This window comes from Candidatus Accumulibacter phosphatis (assembly GCF_012939955.1).
In the GTDB taxonomy this organism is placed as follows: Bacteria; Pseudomonadota; Gammaproteobacteria; order Burkholderiales; family Rhodocyclaceae; genus Accumulibacter; species Accumulibacter delftensis.
Window position 1 is genome coordinate 1 of record NZ_SPMY01000054.1, and the last position, 20,781, is coordinate 20,781.

Genomic DNA, 20,781 nt, shown 5'->3' on the forward strand with positions numbered 1-20,781 from the left:
GGCCAATGATGAAAGTCATGACCGTTTCCCTCCTTCCCCTGCCCCTTCTCCCGCGAGAGGAGAAGGGAGTTTCGTGAGTCGCATTCGCGACTTTCACATTAAGGCGCGTACCGGTCAACAGACCGGTACGCGCAGGCGGCGCTGCGGGCTTACTCGACAGTCACCGATTTGGCCAGATTGCGTGGCTTGTCGACGTCGGTGCCGCGTACCAGCGCCACATGGTAGGCGAGCAATTGCAGCGGCACGACGTGCAGCAAGGCCGACAGGGCGCCGTAGTGCTCGGGCAGGTGCAGGACGTGGATACCGTCCGACTCCTGCATCTCGCTGTCGGCATCAGCAAAGACGTAGAGTTCGCCGCCACGGGCGCGCACTTCCTGCAGATTGGACTTGAGCTTTTCGATCAGCGCGTCGTTGGGAGCGACGGCAATCACCGGCATGTCGCGGTCGACCAGCGCCAGCGGGCCGTGCTTGAGCTCGCCGGCCGGGTAGGCCTCGGCATGGATATACGAGATTTCCTTGAGCTTCAGCGCGCCTTCCATGGCGATCGGGTAGTGACGACCGCGGCCGAGGAACAGGGCGTGCTGCTTCATCGAGAACTGCTCGGACCAGTGGCGAATCTCGGGCTCGAGTTCGAGAATCTTGGTCACCGCGATCGGCAGGTGCCGCAAGGCGTGCAATTCGGCGCCTTCGGCCCGCTCGTCGAGGCGACCACGCAGCTTGGCGAGGACCAGGGTCAGTAGATAGAGGGCGGCGAGCTGGGTGGTAAAGGCCTTGGTCGAGGCAACGCCGATTTCCGGACCGGCGCGGGTAATGAAACGCAGGCTGTTCTCGCGCACCAGGGACGACTCGGGAACGTTGCAGATGCACAGCGTGCGCAACATGCCGAGCGACTTGGCATGCTGCAGGGCGGCGAGGGTATCGGCGGTCTCGCCCGATTGCGAGATGGTCACCAGCAAGGTGGTCGGATCGGGCACCGAATCGCGATAGCGGTACTCGCTGGCGACTTCGACCGAGCACGGGATGCCGGCGATCGATTCCAGCCAGTAACGCGCGACCAGGCCAGCGTGGTAGCTGGTGCCGCAGGCGATGATCAGCACTTGCCGGACATCCTTGAGGACTTCTTCGCTGGCCGCACCAAACAGGCCTGGCTGGATGCTGTTCGCGGTACCGAGCATTTCGAGCGTGTTGGCCAGCGCCACCGGTTGCTCGAAGATCTCCTTCTGCATGTAGTGCCGGTACTGGCCAAGTTCGACGGCGTCGGCAGAGAGGTGCGATTCGCTCTCGGCCCGCTCAACGGGCGTGCCGTCGATGGTCGTGATGCGGTAGCTGTCGCGCATCAGTTCGGCACAGTCGCCGTTTTCGAGATAGACCATGCGCCGCGTGACCTGCAAGAGCGCCGAGGCGTCCGAAGCGGCGTAGCAGCCATCGTCGGTGAGGCCGAGCAGCAGCGGCGATCCTTCCCGGGCAACGACGACGCGGCTGGGATCGGCCTCGCGTAGCACGGCAATGGCGTAGGCGCCCTGCAACTGCTTGATGGCCTTGCAGACGGCAGCCAGGAAATCAGGGGTGGTCTTCAGCTCGTAGGCGATCAGGTGGCCGACCACTTCGGTATCGGTATCGGAAGTGAACTCGTAACCGACTGCCTTGAGGCGTGCACGTAGCGCCTCGTGATTCTCGATGATGCCGTTATGCACGACGGCCAGCCCCTCCGAGATGTGCGGATGGGCGTTGCGCTCGCTGGGGACGCCATGCGTCGCCCAGCGGGTGTGGGCGATGCCGGTGTGACCGGAAATCTGCGCGCTATCGGCCTGCGCGGTGAGCTCGGCGACGCGGCCAACCGAGCGCAGGCGTTGCAGGCCGGCATCGTTGATCAGCGCCAGGCCGGCCGAATCGTAGCCACGGTATTCGAGCTTGCGCAATCCTTCGAGCAGGACGGGGATGATGTTGCGGTCGGCGACCGCGGCAACGATGCCACACATGATCAGCTCACTTCTTCACTTTTTGTGGCCGTTTCCAGCCGCTAATCGAAACCTGCCTGGCGCGCGAAATGGTCAGCGTGTCGGCTGGCGCGTCTTTGGTCAGCGTCGTACCGGCGCCCAGCGTCGCGCCGCGACCGACGGTAACCGGGGCCACCAATTGCGTATCCGAGCCAATGAAGGCATCGTCCTCGATGATGGTCTTGAACTTGTTGGCTCCGTCGTAGTTGCAGGTGATCGTACCGGCGCCGATATTTACCCGGCTGCCGATGATCGCGTCGCCGATGTAGGCCAGATGATTGGCTTTCGACTGCGCGGCAACTTTGGTGTTCTTGAGCTCGACGAAGTTGCCGACGTGCACGCCGGCGGCGAGTTCGGTTCCCGGCCGCAAGCGCGCGAAAGGTCCGATGACGCCATCCGGTCCGACGATCGCGTCTTCGATATGACTGAAGGCGGCGAGACGCGAGCCGGCACCGATGGTCGCGTTCTTGAGCACGCAGCAAGGACCGATCTCGACCGCTTCTTCGAGAAGCACCAGCCCTTCGAACACGCAATTCACGTCGATGAACACGTCACGTCCGCAGCGCAACTCGCCTCGCACGTCGATGCGCGCCGGGTCAGCCAGGCGCACCCCCTGCTCCATCAAGCGCTCGGCGGTCTGCCGCTGGGCGACGCGTTCGAGCTCGGCCAGTTGCACCTTGCTGTTCACGCCAAGCACTTCCCATTCCCCCTGCGGCTGCGTGGTCCGGATCGGCACGCCGTCGGCCACCGCCATGCCGACGATGTCGGTCAGGTAGTACTCCTGCTGGGCGTTGTCGTTCGACAAACGGCCCAGCCATTCGGCGAGGCGCGCCGTCGGCAGGGCAATGATTCCGGTATTGACTTCGCGGATGCTGCGCTCTTCGGGCGTGGCGTCCTTCTGCTCGACAATGCGCACCACCTCACCTGCGGCGTTGTGCACGATACGACCGTAGCCAGTGGGATCGGCCAGTTCGACGGTAAGAATGGCCAGCGCGCCGCGCGCTGCGTGCGCCAGCTTCTTCAGGGTTTCGGCCTGAATCAGCGGCACATCGCCGTAGAGCACCAGCGTCGTCTCGGCAGCGCTGAGTTGCGGAATGGCCTGCATGACCGCGTGACCGGTACCCAGTTGCGGCTCCTGCAGGACCCAGCGCAGATCCGGGGCAGCAATGGTCGTGCGCACGGCGTCACCACCATGGCCATAGACCAGACAGACCGCGTCGGGAGAAAGACTGCGAGCGGCATCGATGACGTGCGCGACAAGGGCCTTGCCGGCGACCGGATGAAGGACCTTGGGCAGGTTCGAATGCATGCGCTTGCCCTGGCCAGCAGCGAGAATGACGATATTCATTGGCTAAACCCCTAACACCCCGTTCGAAGCTACAGTCTTGTCCTAGTCCTGCGGCCCTCGGTGGCTGGCGTACGGCGCTTGCCGGCTGGCACGAAGGACAGCTGCAACGCGAATTCCGAAACACCCCTAGCGCAAACAGTATTCTTTCAGCAAGGACCGCGCGCGGCGCGGAATTATGTCACAAGGCAGAGTTTGCACCACCACGAAGCAGCTCATCGTGGTGCGGGAAAGAGGTGCCCCGCGGCCGCAGACTGAAAACTCAGCGTGGCAGATCGGAACGACCCATCAGAAAAGCATCGACTTCGCGCGCGCACTGGCGACCTTCACGGATTGCCCAGACGACCAGCGACTGGCCACGCCGCATGTCACCAGCGGCGAAGACCTTGGCAACGCTGCTGGCATAGCAACCGTGACCATCGGTGGTCGCCTTGACGTTGCCACGGGCGTCGAGTTCAAGAGCCAGTTGTTCCAGCAAGCCGTTCTTGATCGGCGCCACGAAGCCCATCGCCAGCAGCACGAGATCCGCCGGAATATTGGCCTCGCTGCCCGCAACTTCGCTCATGCGGCCGTTTTGCCACTCGACGCGGACCAGCTTCAAAGCCTTCACCTTGCCGTTTTCGCCGATCAGCTCCTTGGTGGAAACGGCGAAGTCGCGCAGGCAACCCTCTTCGTGCGAAGACGAAGAGCGCATCTTCAATGGCCAGTAAGGCCAGGTCAGGCTCTTGTTCTCACTCTCCGGCGGTTGCGGCATCAATTCGAATTGCGTCACTGACAGCGCGCCATGACGATTGCTGGTGCCGACACAGTCCGAACCGGTATCGCCCCCGCCGATCACCACCACCCGCTTGCCGGTGGCCTTGATCTGTGCCGGCACCTGATCGCCAGCATTGACCTTGTTCTGCTGCGGCAGGAAATCCATGGCGAAATGCACGCCATCAAGGTCGCGGCCCGGCACAGGCAGGTCGCGCGGCGATTCCGCGCCACCGGCGAGAATCAGCGCATCGAACTCGGCCAGCAAGCGCTCGGCGGGGGTCGACTGCTCCGAATCGCCGCCAATTTCCTGGTTGACGCGAAACTCGACGCCCTCGGCCTCCATCTGCGCGATGCGCCGGTCGATATGTGATTTTTCCAATTTGAAATCGGGGATTCCGTAACGCAACAGACCACCCAGGCGGTCGCTTTTCTCGAAAACGACGACGCGATGCCCGACGCGCGCCAGCTGCTGCGCCGCCGCCAGCCCGGCCGGCCCGGAGCCGACGACAGCGACGGTCTTGCCGGTCTTGACCTTCGGCGGCTGCGGCCGGATCCAGCCTTTTTCCCAGCCTTTGTCGACGATCGCATGCTCGATCGACTTGATGCCGACGGGGTCGGTGTTGATGTTCAGCGTGCACGCCGCTTCACAGGGTGCCGGACAGATGCGGCCGGTAAAATCGGGAAAGTTGTTGGTCGAATGCAGAACGGCCAGCGCCTGCTCCCAATGGCCCCGATACACCAGGTCGTTCCAGTCGGGAATGATGTTATTGACCGGGCAACCGGTATTGCAGAACGGAATGCCACAGTCCATGCAGCGAGCGCCCTGCAGGCTGGCCTGCTCGTCGTTGAGAGTAAGGATGAACTCGCGGTAATGCTTGAGACGTGACTTGGCCGGCTCACTGACTTCCGCCAGACGCTGATACTCGATGAATCCAGTCGGCTTACCCATGCTTATGCTGCCTCCAGTTGCTTTTGCGCCGCAATCTCGGTGAGTACTCGACGGTACTCGTGCGGCATGATCTTGACGAACTTGGCGCGATAGTTGCTCCAATCGTCGAGCAGCCTCCGCGCCTGCAGGCTACCCGTGTGGCGATGGTGCTTCTCGAGCAGGCCCTTGAGCAGCACTTCGTCCACAACGCCGAGGTGACGCACATCCACCTTGCCATGACCTTCCAGCTCGTCACCCGCGTCGCTGCCCTGACGGGCGGCAAACTCTTCCTCGACCGGTTCGAGCGACACCTGCGCCATGTTGCAGCGCGACTCGAAAGTGCCCTCCTCGTCGAACACGTAAGCCACTCCACCGGACATGCCGGCAGCAAAATTGCGGCCGGTAAGCCCGAGCACGACCACGGTGCCGCCGGTCATGTACTCGCAGCCATGATCGCCGACCCCTTCGACGACCGCTGTCGCACCCGAGTTGCGGACTGCGAAACGCTCACCGGCGACGCCGGCAAAGTAGGCTTCGCCTTCGGTCGCACCGTAGAGAACGGTATTGCCAACAATGATGTTGTGCAAGGCTTCGCCGCGGAAAGCGGCATGCGGACGAACGATGATTCGCCCACCGGACAGCCCCTTGCCGACATAGTCATTGCCTTCACCAACCAGGTCGAGGGTCACGCCGCGCGCCAGGAAGGCGCCAAAACTCTGCCCTGCCGTGCCCGTGAGACGAATTTCGATCGTTCCATCCGGCAAGCCTGCATGACCATAGCGTTCGGCCAGCCGACCTGACAGCATCGCCCCGACGGTGCGGTTGAGGTTACGCACCGGCAGGTCGATGCCGACCTTTTCGCCGCGCTCGAGAGCCGGCCTGGCGAGGGCAATGAGCTCGTTGTCGAGCGCTTTGGCGAGACCATGATCCTGCTCTTGTTGGTGGAAGACCGGCGTTTCGTTGGCTGCTGCCGGACGATTGAAGATGCGGCTGTAATCGAGCCCGCGAGCCTTCCAGTGAGTGATCCCCTTCTGCATATTGAGCAGGTCGCTGCGGCCAATCAGTTCATTGACACTGCGCACCCCCATTTGCGCCATCAGCTGGCGCAGTTCTTCGGCGACAAAGAAGAAGTAATTCACGACGTGCTCGGGCTGACCGGAGAACTTGCGACGGAGCAGCGGATCCTGCGTCGCCACACCCACCGGACAGGTGTTGAGGTGGCACTTGCGCATCATGATGCAGCCTTCGACAACCAGCGGTGCGGTAGCGAAACCGAACTCGTCGGCGCCCAGCAAGGCGCCAATGAGTACGTCGCGGCCGGTTTTCATCTGCCCATCGACCTGCACCCGAACGCGGCCACGCAGTCGGTTGAGAACCAGCGTCTGCTGCGTCTCGGCAAGGCCGAGTTCCCACGGCGAGCCGGCGTGTTTGATCGACGACTGCGGGCTGGCACCGGTCCCCCCGTCGTGACCGGCGATCACCAGGTGATCGGCTTTGGCCTTGGTGACTCCAGCCGCAACCGTACCAACACCGACTTCGGAAACCAGCTTGACACTGATCGAGGCCTTGGGGTTGGTGTTCTTGAGGTCATGAATCAGTTGCGCCAGGTCCTCGATCGAATAAATGTCGTGGTGCGGTGGCGGGGAGATCAGGCCGACACCTGGCACCGAGTGACGCAGGAAACCAATGTATTCGGAAACCTTGTGGCCGGGCAACTGACCGCCTTCGCCGGGCTTGGCACCCTGCGCCATCTTGATCTGGATCTGGTCGGCGTTGACCAGGTATTCGGCAGTCACCCCAAAACGCCCCGAGGCCACCTGCTTGATCGCCGAGCGCAGGCTGTCACCGGCTTGCAGCCGATAATCGCGCTCGACGCGCGACTCGCCGATGACACTGGCCAGGGTCTCGCCACCCTCGAGGACCTTGAAACGTGCGGGGTCCTCACCGCCTTCGCCGGTATTCGACTTGCCACCGATACGATTCATGGCAATCGACAGGGTGCTGTGCGCCTCGGTCGAAATCGACCCTAGCGACATGGCGCCGGTGGCGAAACGCTTGACGATCTCTTTCGCCGGCTCGACCTCGTCGAGAGCGATAGCGGGCCCTGCCGCCTTGATCTCGAACAGACCACGCAGGGTCATGTGGCGCTGCGTCTGGTCGTTGATCAGCGTCGCGTATTCCTGGTAGGTCTCGGTCTTGCCGGTACGCGTCGCGTGCTGCAGCTTGGCGATCACATCGGGCGTCCACATGTGCTCTTCGCCGCGCACGCGATAGGCGTATTCGCCGCCGGCGTCGAGCATCGTCGCCAGCACTGCGTCGTCACCGAAAGCCTGACGATGCAGGCAAATCGCCTCTTCCATGATCTCGAAGACGCTAATCCCCTCGACTTGCGTCGAGGTACCGGTGAAATACTTGTCAACGACGACCTTCTGCAGACCGACGACTTCGAAAATCTGCGCCCCGGTGTAGGACATATAGGTTGAAATGCCCATCTTGGACATCACCTTGAGGAGGCCCTTGCCAACCCCTTTGATGAAATGCTTGATCGCCTTCTCGCCCTTCGCGGCGTCGCCTCCGACCAGGTGCTGCAGCGTTTCCAGCGCCAGGTAGGGGTGCACCGCTTCGGCACCATAACCGGCGAGTACCGCAAAGTGATGCGTCTCGCGTGCCGCGCCGGTTTCGACAACCAGTCCGACCCGCGTACGCAGCCCCTTGGTGACCAGATGTTGATGCACCGCCGAGGTGGCCAGCAAGGCCGGGATAGCCACGTGCTCGGCGTCGAACTTGCGATCCGAGACGATCAGAATGCTGGAACCGCGATGGACATGATCCTCGGCTTCGTGGCACAGCGAGGCCAGCCGCGCTTCGACGCCTTCATTACCCCAGGCCAGCGGATAGCAGATGTCGAGTTCGGCGGAGTGGAACTTGTTGCCGGTATAGGCCGCAATCCGGCGCAACTTGGCCATGTTGTCGAAGTCGAGGACCGGCTGTGCAACTTCCAGGCGATACGGCGGGTTGATTTCATTGATCCCGAGCAGGTTCGGCTTGGGGCCGATGAACGACACCAGCGACATCACCAATTGCTCGCGGATCGGGTCGATGGGTGGATTGGTGACCTGCGCGAAGAGCTGCCGGAAGTAGTTGAACAGCGGCTTGCTGCGGTTCGAGAGAACGGCCAGAGGCGAATCGTTGCCCATCGAGCCGGTAGCCTCCTCGCCGGAGTTGGCCATCGGTTCGAGAATGAACTTGACGTCTTCCTGGCTGTAACCGAAGGCCTGCTGACGATCGAGCAAGGACGCCGAGTAGGTGCGCGCCGAGACGCTGGCCGGTGCCGGCAGATCGTCAAGCTTGATATTGATGCGGCTGAGCCAGTCCTGATAGGGCTTGAGGCGCGACAGCGTGTCCTTCAACTCGCGATCCTCAATGATCCGTCCCTGATCGAGGTCGATGAGAAACATCTTGCCCGGCTGCAGGCGCCATTTCTTGACGATACGCTCCTCGGCAATCGGCAGCACCCCGGACTCGGACGCCATGACCACCAGATCGTCGTCGGTGACCAGGTAGCGCGCCGGGCGAAGGCCGTTGCGGTCCAGAGTGGCGCCGATCTGACGCCCATCCGTGAAAGCGACGGCGGCCGGACCGTCCCACGGCTCCATCATCGCTGCGTGATACTTGTAAAAAGCGCTGCGCTTCGGATCCATCAGCGTATGCGACTCCCAGGCTTCGGGAATCATCATCATCATCGCGTGCGCGAGCGAATAGCCGCCCATGACCAGCAACTCGAGGGAGTTGTCGAAGGCAGCGGAATCGGACTGCCCCGGATAAATCAGCGGCCAGATCTTTTCCAGATCGGCACCAAGCATCGGCGACCAGGTGCCTTTCTCGCGGGCGCGCATCCAGTTGTAGTTGCCGCGTACGGTGTTGATCTCGCCGTTGTGGGCGATCATGCGGTACGGGTGGGCAAGCTGCCAGGTCGGGAAAGTGTTGGTCGAAAAACGCTGGTGAACCAGAGCCAGCGCCGAAACGCAGCGCGGATCCAGAAGGTCGGTGTAGTACTGACCCACCTGAGTCGCCAGCAGCAAGCCTTTGTAGACGATGGTCCGCGCCGACATCGACGGTTGGTAGAACTCCTTGCTGTGCTTCAGCCCCAGCGCCAGAATGGCGTTGGCGGCGCTACGGCGAATGGCGTAGAGCTTGCGCTCCAGCGCGTCGGTCACCATGATGTCCGGGCCGCGGCCGATGAAGATCTGGCGAATCACCGGCTCGCGAGCCCGCACGACGGGCGACATCGGCAGTTCGTGATGCACCGGCACGTCGCGCCAACCGAGAACGACCTGCCCCTCGGTGCGTACCGCGCGCTCGATTTCTTCCTGACAGGCAAGCCGGGAGGCCGACTCCTTCGGCAGAAAGACCATGCCGACACCATAATCACCGACTGGCGGCAGGCGCACGCCTTTGCGGCCCATTTCCTCGCGAAAAAGGGCGTCGGGAAGCTGAATCAGAATCCCTGCGCCGTCACCCATCAGAGGGTCGGCACCGACCGCGCCGCGGTGATCCAGGTTGTTCAGGATCAACAGACCCTGCTCGATGATCGAGTGACTTTTCTGGCCCCGGATGTGCGCTACAAAACCGACGCCACAGGCATCGTGCTCGTTGGCTGGGTCGTAAAGCCCTTGCCTTTCAGGTATGGTCGAATCGATCACGGTCGAATCCTCACAAAACAAAGATGCATGGTACCCACGCGAGCTGCACCGGCAAGCTCACTAAAACGGGCGCGAAGCCAGCCAGCAGGCCAGTCCGGGCGACCCGCGACTATACCCCTAATGGCGCGGGCCTTCAACATGCTGCGCCGCACCAAGGGAGGGCGCCACCTCGCGGCTCAGGCACCAGGAAGCGGCACTCAACACAGCCACCTCGCCTGTAGACACTACGCAGCCCACAATTTGTTCTTGAAGCAATATTCGGGCCACCCAATCAGCAGTTGCCGCGCACCCACGCCGCCGCAAAACAGGCTGCGATCGCCAGGACGCGGGAGCGCTCGAGATCGCCGTCGATGCCGGCACAAGGGTTGCAGCCAGCAGCTTTCTTCGTGATGCCTGCCCGCCGACAGGATCGGTGCTTGGACAGCGTATTCCGCGTGCTGAATTCCTTTTTGTGCTTGTGGTAAGCTGCGCACGCTAGGCGCTTGACGGTGGTGCTTGTGCCGATCGGCAAGGCCGAGGCCAGGGGGAGGTCGTTCTGCGCACCGCGGAACGGGGAATTCTTCGACCGTTTTCAAGATTGACACTGGCGATTCGCGTTCGTGGGGTAGGCGAGCACCGCGGTTTGCGGGCCGTTTTCTTTGAACACTGGCACTAACGAGACAAGGGATGGAGGGCTGAATGCCGCTAACAATCGGAGTTCCGAAAGAGGTTGCAGCAGGGGAAAAACGCGTTGCAACAGTACCAGAGGTAGTCGAGAAACTGATCAAGCTAGGTTTCGCTGTTCAGGTTGAAGCCGGCGCAGGCGATGCCGCGACGGTTTCCGACGACGCTTATCGCGCCGCTGGCGCGCAAATTGTCGAAGACACGGCCACCTTGTGGTCATCTTCGGACATCATCTTCAAGGTGCGTGGCCCGTCGACCGAAGAGGTCGGCTTGCTGAGCGAGGGCACGACGCTGGTAAGCTTCATCTGGCCAGCGCAGAATCCCGAACTGCTGGAGCAGCTGGCCGCTCGCAAGGTGACCGTTCTGGCCATGGACAGCGTGCCGCGCATTTCGCGGGCGCAGAAGCTGGACGCGTTGAGTTCGATGGCCAATATCGCGGGCTACCGGGCGGTGATCGAGGCGGCGCATGCCTTCGGTCGTTTCTTTACCGGTCAGATCACGGCGGCCGGCAAAGTACCCCCGGCCAAGGTGTTCGTGATCGGCGCCGGCGTTGCCGGTCTGGCCGCGATCGGCACGGCGTCGAGTCTGGGCGCCATCGTCCGCGCCAACGACACCCGCCCGGAAGTCGGCGACCAAGTGACGTCGATGGGTGGTGAGTTTGTCGCTGTCGATTACGTCGAAGAAGGTTCCGGCGTGGGCGGCTACGCCAAGGTGATGAGCGAGGGCTTCCAGAAGGCGCAGCGCGACGTTTTCGCCAAACAGGCGAAAGACGTCGACATCATCATCACTACGGCGCTGATCCCCGGCAAGCCGGCACCCAAGCTGATCACCGCCGAAATGGTGCAGTCGATGAAGCCCGGCAGCGTGATCGTGGACATGGCCGCCGAGCAGGGCGGCAACTGCGAGCTGACCGAGCCGGGAACGGTGACCGTCAAGCACGGCGTAACGATCATCGGCTACGCGGATCTACCGAGCCGGCTATCCAAGCAATCGAGCACGCTGTACGCAACCAACCTCTTCCGCTTGAGTGAGGAACTGTGCAAGAACAAGGACGGCTCGATCGACGTCAATATGGACGACGAAGTTCTTCGCGGCACGACAGTGGTCAAGGATGGCGCGATCACCTGGCCGCCACCGGCTCCGAAACCGGCCGCCGCCGCACCCAAGCCAGCCGCAGCCAAACCCGTTGCCGCGGCCGCGAAATCCTCGGGTCACGGCAAACCCGGCGCACCCTCGTCGGCGAAGCGTGCGGGCGTGATGTTTGGCGTTGCGGCCCTGTTTTTCCTGCTCATCGGCGCCGGTGCGCCGAAAGAGTTCCTCGCCCACTTCACGGTCTTCATACTGGCCTGCTTTGTCGGCTACATGGTGGTCTGGAACGTCAAGCCAGCACTGCATACGCCGCTGATGAGCGTCACCAATGCGATCAGCAGCATCATCGCCATTGGCGCCCTGGTGCAGATCGCACCACCCATGGATGGCATCGCCCTTGACCGGCCCGACGGCTGGATTCGCCTGCTGGCGATCCTGGCCATCATCCTGGCGACGATCAACATGTTTGGTGGCTTCGCTGTCACTCAGCGCATGCTGACAATGTTCCGCAAATAGGAGTCGATGAATATGTCTTACAGCTTGGCAACCGTCTCCTACATTGGAGCGACAATCCTCTTCATTCTCTGCCTCGGAGGACTCAGCAATCAGGAGACAGCCAGACGCGGCAATCTCTACGGCATGATCGGTATGGCCATCGCCGTGCTGGCAACGATTTTTGGCCCCTATGTGGCCGGCTTCGGCGGCATGGCGTGGATCATTTTTGCGATGCTCATTGGCGCCAGCATCGGCCTTTACGCCGCCCGCAAAGTGCAAATGACGCAGATGCCCGAACTGGTCGCGCTGATGCACAGCATGGTCGGCCTGGCAGCAATGCTGGTCGGTTTCGCGAACTACGTTGATCCGATCGCCGCTTCGCACCTCAGCGGCGCCGCGAAGACCATCCACGAAATCGAGATTTACGTCGGCATCCTGATTGGTGCAGTGACCTTCTCGGGCTCGGTGATCGCCTTCGGCAAGCTGTCGGGCAAGATCTCCGGCAATCCGCTGCTCCTTCCCGGGCGGCACTGGATGAATCTCATCGGACTGCTGGTGGTCATCCTGTTCGGATGGAAGTTTGTGCAAGCCGACTCGATCGGCACCGGCATGGCCTACCTGATCGTGATGACCATCATCGCCCTGGCTTTTGGCGTGCACATGGTGATGGCCATTGGCGGCGCCGATATGCCGGTGGTGGTTTCGATGCTCAACAGCTACTCGGGTTGGGCGGCCGCGGCAACCGGCTTCATGCTCTCCAACGACCTCCTGATCGTCACCGGCGCACTGGTCGGATCGAGCGGCGCCATTCTCTCGTACATCATGTGCGCGGCGATGAATCGCCACTTCATCAGCGTCATCGCGGGCGGCTTTGGAACTACCGGAGGCACCCCTGTGGCGGTTGACGGAGCGCAGCCGGCAGGTGAGGTGACGCCGATCCTGGCGCTCGAGACTGCCGAGCTTCTGCGCGACGCCAAGAACGTGATCATCATCCCGGGGTACGGGATGGCCGTCGCGCAAGCACAACACACAGTGTACGAAATCACCCGCTTTCTGCGTGAAAAAGGCGTCAATGTGCGTTTCGGCATCCACCCGGTGGCCGGCCGCATGCCGGGTCACATGAACGTGCTGCTCGCCGAAGCCAAGGTTCCCTACGATATCGTGCTTGAAATGGACGAACTCAACGAGGACTTTCCGAAGACCGATGTGGCGATGGTCATCGGCGCCAACGATATCGTCAACCCCGGCGCCCAGGACGACCCGAACAGCCCGATCGCCGGCATGCCGGTGCTCGAGGCGTGGAAGGCGACAACGTCGATCGTGATGAAGCGCAGCATGGCCTCCGGCTACGCCGGGGTAGACAATCCACTCTTCTACAAGGAAAACAATCGCATGCTCTTCGGTGATGCGAAGAAAATGCTCGATGAAGTGTTGATTGCTCTGAAGGCTTAAATGTGAAAGTCGCGCATGCGACTCACGAAACTCCCTTCTCTCCTTGCGTGAGAAGGGCCGGGAGAAGAGGGGGCCGTCATGACTTTCATGATCCGGGGTATCTCGCCGTGTCATGACCGTTAAAAAGGGCCTGCGTTCTCGCCCGCTACGACCGCACAACGCCCGCCTTCGCGGGCGTTGTGCTTTCTCGAGGCAATCCTCGGGCGCAAGCTGCGAGCGCATTTTCGGATGTCGATCGACATCTGATAGAATCAGCGCCAACAGTCAAGAAACGCATCAGCTAGCTAGCCTATTCCAGGGGGAAACATGGAGGTCAAAGAAGTTCTGCAGGTCAAGGATTCCGCGCTGTTCGCTGTCCATCCGGACTCGCCGCTCTCGGAGGCGGTAATCATGATGGCCGAAAATGACATCGGCTCGGTAATCGTCATGGAGGGAGGTAAGCTGGCAGGGATGCTGACCTTCCGCGAGGTGATGCTGATCCTCGCCAAGCGCCAGACCGAGCGCCGCGTTGGCCCAACGCCGCCGATCGCAGAGATCCTGGTTATCGAAGCAATGGAAGCCAATCCGCCCACCACGGCCCTGGAAATGGACGTCGACGAGCTGCGTCGCATGATGGTCGATACGCACACCCGCTACGTACCGGTCATGGAAGGCGACACCATCATCGGCATCGTCTCGTTTCACGACGTTGCCAAGGCCGTGCTTGAAGAGCGCAATATGGAAAACAAGCTCCTCAAGGCGTACATCAAGGATTGGCCATCACCTTGATCGTTCGGGCGCGTTGAAGCACCTGCGGCGATTGCCGGAAAAGAAACAGGGCTAGGGATCTGTTCAGCGCACCGCAGGAACGGGACAGCTCGCCGCGCTTCAGCTCTCGCCGACGGCAAACAAGCGCCGGTGCTCCTTGATCGCATAGCGGTCGGTCATCCCGGCAATATAGTCGGCCACCCGACGCGCCTGATCGCCATCACCTGGCAGTTGATACTGCGGCGGTAAGAGGCGTGGCTCACTGGTGAAAGCAGCAAAGAGATCGCCGACGATCCGCTGCGCCTTGCTGGCCATTCGCAACACCCGATAGTGCTGATAGAGCTGCGTGCGTAGAAAGCGCTTCATTTGCCGCTGCGCCCGAAAAGACTCATCGGAGAACGCCACCAGGGCCGACCCGGACCTGGCCGCGGCGAGATCCGGGGGCTGAGATTGGCGAATGTTGGCGGCGGTTGTTTCGATCAGATCGCAAACCTGAGCGTTGATCATCTGCCGGATCGTCTCGTGGATCAAGCGCCGCCCACCAACGCTCGGATGGACTCGCCGAACGTCGGCGACGTGGCTCGCAAACAGGCTCAGCTCTTCGAGCTGATCGAGGGTAATCAGCCCTGAGCGCAAGCCGTCATCGACATCGTGGTTGTTGTAAGCGATTTCATCGGCCAGATTGCAGATCTGGGCTTCCAGCGACGGTTGCGTGCGACTTAGAAAGCGCTCGCCGAGCTCTCCCAACTGGCGAGCTTTTTCGGGCGAACAGTGCTTGACGATACCTTCGCGCGTCTCGAAACAGAGGTTGAGCCCGGCAAAGGCCGCGTAGCGCTCCTCGAGCAAATCGACGATGCGCAGGCTTTGCAGATTGTGTTCGAAGCCGCCATGGTTGCGCATGCACTCGTTGAGCGCCTCCTGGCCGGCGTGGCCAAAGGGCGTATGGCCAAGGTCGTGGGCCAGCGAAATGGCTTCGGCGAGGTCTTCGTTGAGCTCTAGCGCACGCGCAATGGCGCGCGCGATCTGGGCCACTTCAAGACTGTGCGTCAGACGGGTACGGAAGAGATCGCCTTCGTGATTGACGAAGACCTGCGTCTTGTATTCCAGACGCCGGAAGGCCGTCGAATGCACGATCCGGTCGCGGTCGCGCTGGAACTCGCTGCGATACGACGGCCTCGTGTCCGGGTAGCGACGGCCCCGCGAGTTAGCCGCCGTTACGGCGTAGGGAGCGAGATCAGGCATGCGCCGAGCGCGCCAGGATGGCTCTCCTGACCTCGCTCTCCGCGGCGACTTCGCTGACCACTGCCTGACCAATGTCCTTCAGGAGCACGAAGCGAAGCTTGCCTTCGCGTACCTTCTTGTCGTGTTGCATCAGTTCCAGATAGCGCTCGACGGCCAGCGGCGGCCCGAACACCGGCAATCCCGCACGCTGAAACAAGCGCACCACCCGCTCGATCTCGGACGCACCGAGCCAGCCCAGCTGCGACGAGAGTTGGGCGGCGATGAGTGTGCCGGCGGCGACGGCTTCGCCGTGCAGCCATTGGCCATAGCCCATAGCGGTTTCGATGGCGTGCCCGAAGGTGTGGCCAAGGTTGAGCAAAGCCCGCTCGCCGCTCTCGTGCTCGTCCGCGACGACCACTTCGGCTTTGTTGCGGCACGATCTAACAATGGCCTCCGCCAGCAGCTCGGGGTCGCGACACAGCAGCCCTTCGAGGTGGACTTCAAGCCATTCGAAAAACGGCAGGTCCCTGATCAGACCGTATTTGATCACTTCGGCCAGACCCGCGCGCAGTTCACGATCGGGCAGCGTCTTCAAGGTATCGGTATCGGCCAGCACCAGTTTCGGCTGATGGAAGGCACCAATCATGTTCTTGCCGAGCGGATGGTTGATCGCTGTCTTGCCGCCCACCGACGAATCAACCTGCGCCAGCAAGGTGGTCGGGATCTGGATGAAGGGCATGCCGCGCTGAAAACACGCCGCCGCAAAGCCGGTCATGTCGCCAACGACGCCGCCGCCAAGAGCCAGCAGGGTCGTTGCCCGCTCACAGCGAGCCTGCAGCAGAACGTCAAAAATGGTGGTCAGCGTTTGCCAGTTCTTGAACGCTTCGCCGTCGGGCAGGATGATCTCGACGACTTCGATTCCAGCACGCCGCAGCGACCCTGACAGGCGCTCGAGATACAGGGGCGCGACGGTGGTGTTGCTCACGATCGCCACTTTCGGCTGGCGCAGATACGGCAGCAGCAGGTCGCCCCTGTCGAGCAGCGCACGCCCGACATGAATCGGATAGGCGCGGTCCGCGAGTGCAACGGTCAAGGTTTCCATGGCTTTTCCAGTTTCTTGAGCAACAGTTGCAGCACCGACTGCGCGCTGATCCGAGAACCGCTGACCACCAGATCGGCGATGCTTCGATACAGCGGGTCGCGCTGCTGGTGCAGCTCCTTGAGTTTCCGCAGCGGGTCGCTGACCCGCAGCAAGGGCCGATTCTTGTCGTGGCGCGTGCGCTCACAGAGGGTTTGTAGAGGCACATTGAGGTAGATCACCAGGCCGCTTCCCTGCAAATTGACCCGATTCTCGGCGCGCAGAACCGCGCCGCCGCCGGTGGCCACCACGCGGCCGCGCAGGGACGAGAGATCCTCGATGACCTGGGCTTCGCGTTTGCGAAACCCCTCCTCACCTTCGATCTCGAAGATCGTCGGCAGGCTGACGCCGGTACGCGCCTCGATTTCGTGGTCGGAGTCGACAAACTGATAAGCCAGGCGCTTGGCCAAGACCTTGGCGATCGTCGTTTTGCCGGCGCCCATCAGGCCGACCAGATAGACGTTCCTTTTCTCGTCCTCGATGTTCACAAGTCCATTTTATCGCAAGCCATAGAGGACGAAACGAAGAGCGTGAGAAAAGCCGGCTCAGCGCCGGCTTTGTAGGCTTGCCAAACGGTCATGACAGATCAACCCACGCCCGATTGTGAAAGTCATGACCGCCCCCCCTCCACTTGCAGTACGCATTCCGGCTTGCACGCCGGAATCGTTCAACGGGCAGAGAGCATGCTGCCTGAATTCCCCGCCGAACCCCCGACCCTTCTCCCGCGCAGGGAAGAAGGGAGATTCGTGAGTCGCGTACGCGATCTTTCCGGTGAACCGGGTTAACGTACCGACAGATTATCGGCAACGATTCTCGGCGTTATGAAGACCAGCAATTCGGTCTTGTCGTCGATGGTCTCACGGTTCTTGAACAGGAAGCCGATGTACGGAAGGTCACCGAAGAACGGGATGCGAGTGGTGTTGTTGCGGGTTTCCTGAGTGTAGATGCCACCGATGACCACCGTACCGCCGTTCTCGACGAGCACCTGTGTCTTGACGTGCTTGGTATCGATGGCCACGCCAGCACCGGTCGACAGGCGGGTATTCGGGGTGTCCTTGTTGACGTCCAGTTCCATGGAAATCTTGCCATCCGGGGTAATCTGGGGCGTTACTTTCAACGCCAGGTTGGCTTTCCGGAAGGAGACGCTGGTCGCCCCTGAACTGGTCGCCTGCTGATAAGGAATTTCGACGCCCTGCTCAATGATCGCCTCGACCTGGTTGGCGGTCATCACGCGTGGGCTGGAGATGACCTTGCCGCGGCCATCTGCTTCGAGCGCCGAGATCTCGGCCGTCAGGAACTGCGTCAGGGCGTTGTTGAAGAGCAGGAAATTCAGCGTACCGGCGTTTCCGGTCCGTGGCGTGGCTGGCAGGTTGACCTGCGTGCCGCCCATGTCGAGATTACCGCTGACCGCCGTACCGTCACCACCAATCCTGACCGCGCCGTCGGGGAAAGTTTGCCGCCAGCCCAGGCGTACGCCAAGGTTCTTCGCAAAACTATCACCAGCTTCAACAATACGTGCTTCGATCATCACCTGCCGGGCAGCAACGTCGACCTTGGCGATCATGGCCCGCACCTCGTCGAGCCGGCTGGGCGTATCCTTCACAAAGAGGATGTTTGAGCGCTCCTCGACAACGGCGCTGCCACGCTTGGAAAGCACTGTCTGCTTGGGGTCGATCAGCAGTTTCTGAACTGCGTCGGCCTTGATGTAGTTCATCTGGAAGCTCTCGGACACCAGGGGCTCGAGATCGCCAATCTGTATTCGCGATTCGAAGTCGAGCTTTTCCTTGGTGGCAATTTCCTCGCTCGGCGCAATCAAAATGACGTTGCCATTCTTGCGCATGGCAAGCCCCTTCTGCTGCATGATGATGTCCAGCGCCTGATCCCAGGGAACGTCCTTGAGAATCAGGGTGATCGAACCACCGACGGAATCGCTGACCACCATGTTCATGCCGGTGAACTCACCGATCACCTGCAGCAGGCGCCGCACATTGACGTTCTGGAAGTTGAGCGACAGCTTTTCGCCCTGATAGCCGCCGCGGCTCCCCTGTACCAACTTGTTCGGGTTCTCGATGATCGGCTTGACTTCAATGACGAACTGGGTGTCGCTCTGATAGGCGTTGTGCTCCCAGAGACCGTGCGGGGTGATCGTCATGCGCGCGTTCGGGCCTTTCTGAACAGTGCTCACCTTCAGTACCGGGGTGGCGAAGTCGGTGACATCGAGCTTCTTCTGCAGCGCGCCGGGAACGCTCACATTGGCGAAATCGACGACCAGATTCGCCCCTTGTTGGCGGATGTCGATGCCGGCGTTGGCATCGCTCAGATCGACCGTAATACGCCCCTCACCGTCCTTGCCGCGCCGGAAGGCGATGTCGCGAACGGCGTTCCCGGTGACCGAGGGTATCGCTTTGGCGAAATGCTCGACAGCGGTTGCGCCCTGAGTGGTCGAACTCGGCACCAGAGCCAGCAAAAGGTCGTTGCCTTCAATGCGTGCTTCATAGGTCATCGGCTTGTGCAGGTTCAGTACCAGGCGGGTTCGGTCCTCGGCCTGGACAATATTGGCGCTCTTCAGCTCACCTTCGTTATACGCCTGACTCGACCTGCCCAAGCCGTTGATCGTATTCGCAAAATCGAAGGCGATGCGGGCTGGCTTGGCAACGCTGAACGCTGGTGGCAATACCGTCAAGGGCTCCTTGAAGGTGAGCCTGACGTTGAGCACCGAGCCCTGCTGAATGACATTCATCGACTCGATCGAATTCGAGTGAGCGTCCTGCGCGTTGGCGGGCCCGAAGATGAATAGAACAGCTCCAACCAGGCCGAGCAGGGTTTGTTTGATGATCTGCTTCATTTACTTTGCTCCCTTTTCCTGCAACAGCAGGCTGCTCGTCCTCTCCACCCAGTCACCGGCGGAATCTTGAACAAGCTCTCGCAACGTTACCTCTGATTCGGAAACATCGATCACCACGCCGAAGTTCTGGCCCAGGTAGTTGCCGATCTTGACCTGGTACAAAGCGCTCTCGACCTGAATGATGGCATACGACACCTTGGCCCTGGTCATCACGCCGACGTACTGCAGCGATTCCAGAGGGTAAAGTTCCAGAGGCTCCTTGGGTCGGTCGAGGTCAGGCTTGAAACCGCTCCCTCCCTTTCGTGCATCCGAACCCAGCTTGGCCGGCTTGAACGGGTCGATCAGGTCACCGACATCGTAGGCCACGGGCTCATAGGGTTCGACCACGGGCAGCGGCGGTATCTTGCCTTTGGCGTCCTGCGCCACCGTGCTCATCCACTCGCGAAGATCCTCATGATCACCGCTGGCACAGGCGACCAGAAAGACGCTGGCCAGCAGAACAAGAAGTTTGCTCATTTCTTGCCACCCTTCTTGGCCGCCTCGGCCGCCCTCTTCTTGGCCGCCAACTCTTCCGCATCGAGATAGCGGAAGGTCTTGGCAACCGCATCCAGCACCAGCCTTCCATCCTTGCTCTGCGGGTTATCGACAATCGAGATGTTGTTCAAGGTGACAATTCTGGAGAGCTTGCCAATATCGCCGGCAAATGCACCGAAGTCATGGTAAGTCCCCGTCAGGCGCACATTGACCGGCAGTTCGGCATAGAAATCCTGCACCTGCTCGCTACCGGGTTTGAAGAGATCGAACTGCAGGCCGCGGCCCATCCCCGCCTGGTTGACTTCGACCAGCAGCGCTTCGACTTCGGATTTGTTGGGTAGCTGCTTCAACAAGGTACCGAATGAGCGGTCAATTTCATCCAACTGCTGAATGTACAGGTCGAGGTTGACAGCTTGCTTCTTCTTGGCCACGAACTGATCCTTCAGCCGCAGCTCTTCCTGTTCCTTGCTCGCCAACTCGTCCAACTGGTCAGCCCAGACAAACCACCACCCGGCTAGCGAGAGCAAAATGAACAACCCGACCAGGACGGTTACACGCGGCGCAACCGGCCACGCTCCGGGATCCTTCGGATCGAGATTCTCAAAGTCTCTGAGCATCTCGCGGAAATCGATAGACGGAAGCTTGGGCGTCGTCTTCATTGCTGCCCCTCTTGGCCTACGGCGGCCCTTTTCAGGGAGGCGTTCATGCTGAATTCGTTGAGACGACGCTTGTCGACCAGCACTGCCTTGATCTCGATCAAACGGGGTTTCTCAAGCCACGGCGACGCTTCGATATNNCGTTGGCGCTTGAAAGCGTGCGCTGGAGAGCGTAGCCAACCAGATGGATGCTCTGCCCGACCTGCTTCAGC

General features: G+C 61.3%; 14 protein-coding genes. 3 read left to right on the forward strand and 11 right to left on the reverse strand.

Features of this window, described 5'->3' with window-relative positions; all coding sequences use genetic code 11:
- Positions 1-149: 149 nt before the first annotated feature.
- The 4 genes from glmS to gltB form a co-directional block, all read right to left on the reverse strand.
- The gene (gene glmS / locus E4Q23_RS17655; protein WP_169067861.1) at positions 150-1,979 is read right to left on the reverse strand and encodes a glutamine--fructose-6-phosphate transaminase (isomerizing); all 1,830 of its coding nucleotides are present in this window, start codon (positions 1,977-1,979) and stop codon (positions 150-152) included.
- A 7-nt stretch (positions 1,980-1,986) separates the two neighbouring features.
- Complete coding sequence (gene glmU, locus E4Q23_RS17660; RefSeq protein WP_169067862.1) at positions 1,987-3,345, reverse strand: bifunctional UDP-N-acetylglucosamine diphosphorylase/glucosamine-1-phosphate N-acetyltransferase GlmU; 1,359 nt, start codon at positions 3,343-3,345, stop codon at positions 1,987-1,989.
- Positions 3,346-3,604: 259 nt separating this feature from the next.
- On the reverse strand, positions 3,605-5,047 hold the full coding sequence (locus tag E4Q23_RS17665) for a glutamate synthase subunit beta (RefSeq protein ID WP_169067863.1): 1,443 nt from the start codon (positions 5,045-5,047) through the stop codon (positions 3,605-3,607).
- Positions 5,048-5,049: 2 nt separating this feature from the next.
- Positions 5,050-9,714, reverse strand: coding sequence for a glutamate synthase large subunit (gene gltB, locus E4Q23_RS17670; protein WP_169067873.1), 4,665 nt, complete (start codon positions 9,712-9,714; stop codon positions 5,050-5,052).
- A 693-nt stretch (positions 9,715-10,407) separates the two neighbouring features.
- Between gltB and E4Q23_RS17675 the strand changes: the two genes are divergently transcribed.
- The 3 genes from E4Q23_RS17675 to E4Q23_RS17685 all read left to right on the forward strand — a co-directional run bounded on the left by E4Q23_RS17675 (position 10,408) and on the right by E4Q23_RS17685 (position 14,196).
- Positions 10,408-11,997 carry a Re/Si-specific NAD(P)(+) transhydrogenase subunit alpha gene (locus E4Q23_RS17675; protein WP_169067864.1) on the forward strand — a complete coding sequence of 530 codons (1,590 nt, stop codon included), beginning with the start codon at positions 10,408-10,410 and terminating at the stop codon, positions 11,995-11,997.
- A 12-nt stretch (positions 11,998-12,009) separates the two neighbouring features.
- Complete coding sequence (pntB, locus tag E4Q23_RS17680) at positions 12,010-13,428, forward strand: Re/Si-specific NAD(P)(+) transhydrogenase subunit beta (RefSeq protein ID WP_169067865.1); 1,419 nt, start codon at positions 12,010-12,012, stop codon at positions 13,426-13,428.
- Positions 13,429-13,734: 306 nt separating this feature from the next.
- Positions 13,735-14,196: a CBS domain-containing protein gene (locus E4Q23_RS17685; RefSeq protein ID WP_169067866.1), complete on the forward strand. Its 462-nt coding sequence runs from the start codon at positions 13,735-13,737 to the stop codon at positions 14,194-14,196.
- A 99-nt stretch (positions 14,197-14,295) separates the two neighbouring features.
- On the opposite strand, the gene E4Q23_RS17690 is transcribed toward E4Q23_RS17685, so the two are convergent.
- From E4Q23_RS17690 to E4Q23_RS24945, 7 genes are all read right to left on the reverse strand, one after another.
- Positions 14,296-15,417 carry a deoxyguanosinetriphosphate triphosphohydrolase gene (locus E4Q23_RS17690; protein WP_169067867.1) on the reverse strand — a complete coding sequence of 374 codons (1,122 nt, stop codon included), beginning with the start codon at positions 15,415-15,417 and terminating at the stop codon, positions 14,296-14,298.
- Positions 15,410-16,498 (reverse strand): 3-dehydroquinate synthase, encoded by a 1,089-nt coding sequence (gene aroB / locus E4Q23_RS17695; RefSeq protein WP_169067868.1) that lies wholly within the window; start codon positions 16,496-16,498, stop codon positions 15,410-15,412. Before aroB ends, E4Q23_RS17690 begins: the two co-directional genes overlap by 8 nt.
- Positions 16,486-17,022, reverse strand: a complete 537-nt coding sequence (locus tag E4Q23_RS17700; RefSeq protein WP_169067869.1) for a shikimate kinase — start codon at positions 17,020-17,022, stop codon at positions 16,486-16,488. The genes aroB and E4Q23_RS17700 overlap by 13 nt, the downstream gene beginning before the upstream one ends.
- Before the next feature lie 293 nt (positions 17,023-17,315).
- Complete coding sequence (gene pilQ, locus E4Q23_RS17705; RefSeq protein WP_169067870.1) at positions 17,316-19,379, reverse strand: type IV pilus secretin PilQ; 2,064 nt, start codon at positions 19,377-19,379, stop codon at positions 17,316-17,318.
- Complete coding sequence (locus E4Q23_RS17710; RefSeq protein ID WP_169067871.1) at positions 19,380-19,895, reverse strand: pilus assembly protein PilP; 516 nt, start codon at positions 19,893-19,895, stop codon at positions 19,380-19,382. It lies immediately after the preceding gene.
- A complete protein-coding gene (locus E4Q23_RS17715) occupies positions 19,892-20,572 on the reverse strand; it encodes a type 4a pilus biogenesis protein PilO (RefSeq protein ID WP_169067872.1) in 681 nt (226 codons plus the stop codon). Before E4Q23_RS17715 ends, E4Q23_RS17710 begins: the two co-directional genes overlap by 4 nt.
- Positions 20,569-20,706 carry a hypothetical protein gene (locus tag E4Q23_RS24945; RefSeq protein ID WP_336511725.1) on the reverse strand — a complete coding sequence of 46 codons (138 nt, stop codon included), beginning with the start codon at positions 20,704-20,706 and terminating at the stop codon, positions 20,569-20,571. The genes E4Q23_RS17715 and E4Q23_RS24945 overlap by 4 nt, the downstream gene beginning before the upstream one ends.
- Between the last annotated feature and the right edge of the window lie 75 nt (positions 20,707-20,781).

Excerpts from the sequence above, each read along its gene's own strand:
- glmS (WP_169067861.1), bottom strand. The coding sequence starts at position 1,979 with ATGTGTGGCATCGTTGCCGCGGTCGCCGACCGCAACATCATCCCCGTC.
- glmU (WP_169067862.1), bottom strand. The coding sequence starts at position 3,345 with ATGAATATCGTCATTCTCGCTGCTGGCCAGGGCAAGCGCATGCATTCG.
- E4Q23_RS17665 (WP_169067863.1), bottom strand. The coding sequence starts at position 5,047 with ATGGGTAAGCCGACTGGATTCATCGAGTATCAGCGTCTGGCGGAAGTC.
- E4Q23_RS17675 (WP_169067864.1), top strand. The coding sequence starts at position 10,408 with ATGCCGCTAACAATCGGAGTTCCGAAAGAGGTTGCAGCAGGGGAAAAA.
- pntB (WP_169067865.1), top strand. The coding sequence starts at position 12,010 with ATGTCTTACAGCTTGGCAACCGTCTCCTACATTGGAGCGACAATCCTC.
- E4Q23_RS17685 (WP_169067866.1), top strand. The coding sequence starts at position 13,735 with ATGGAGGTCAAAGAAGTTCTGCAGGTCAAGGATTCCGCGCTGTTCGCT.
- E4Q23_RS17690 (WP_169067867.1), bottom strand. The coding sequence starts at position 15,417 with ATGCCTGATCTCGCTCCCTACGCCGTAACGGCGGCTAACTCGCGGGGC.
- aroB (WP_169067868.1), bottom strand. The coding sequence starts at position 16,498 with ATGGAAACCTTGACCGTTGCACTCGCGGACCGCGCCTATCCGATTCAT.
- pilQ (WP_169067870.1), bottom strand. The coding sequence starts at position 19,379 with ATGAAGCAGATCATCAAACAAACCCTGCTCGGCCTGGTTGGAGCTGTT.
- E4Q23_RS17710 (WP_169067871.1), bottom strand. The coding sequence starts at position 19,895 with ATGAGCAAACTTCTTGTTCTGCTGGCCAGCGTCTTTCTGGTCGCCTGT.
- E4Q23_RS17715 (WP_169067872.1), bottom strand. The coding sequence starts at position 20,572 with ATGAAGACGACGCCCAAGCTTCCGTCTATCGATTTCCGCGAGATGCTC.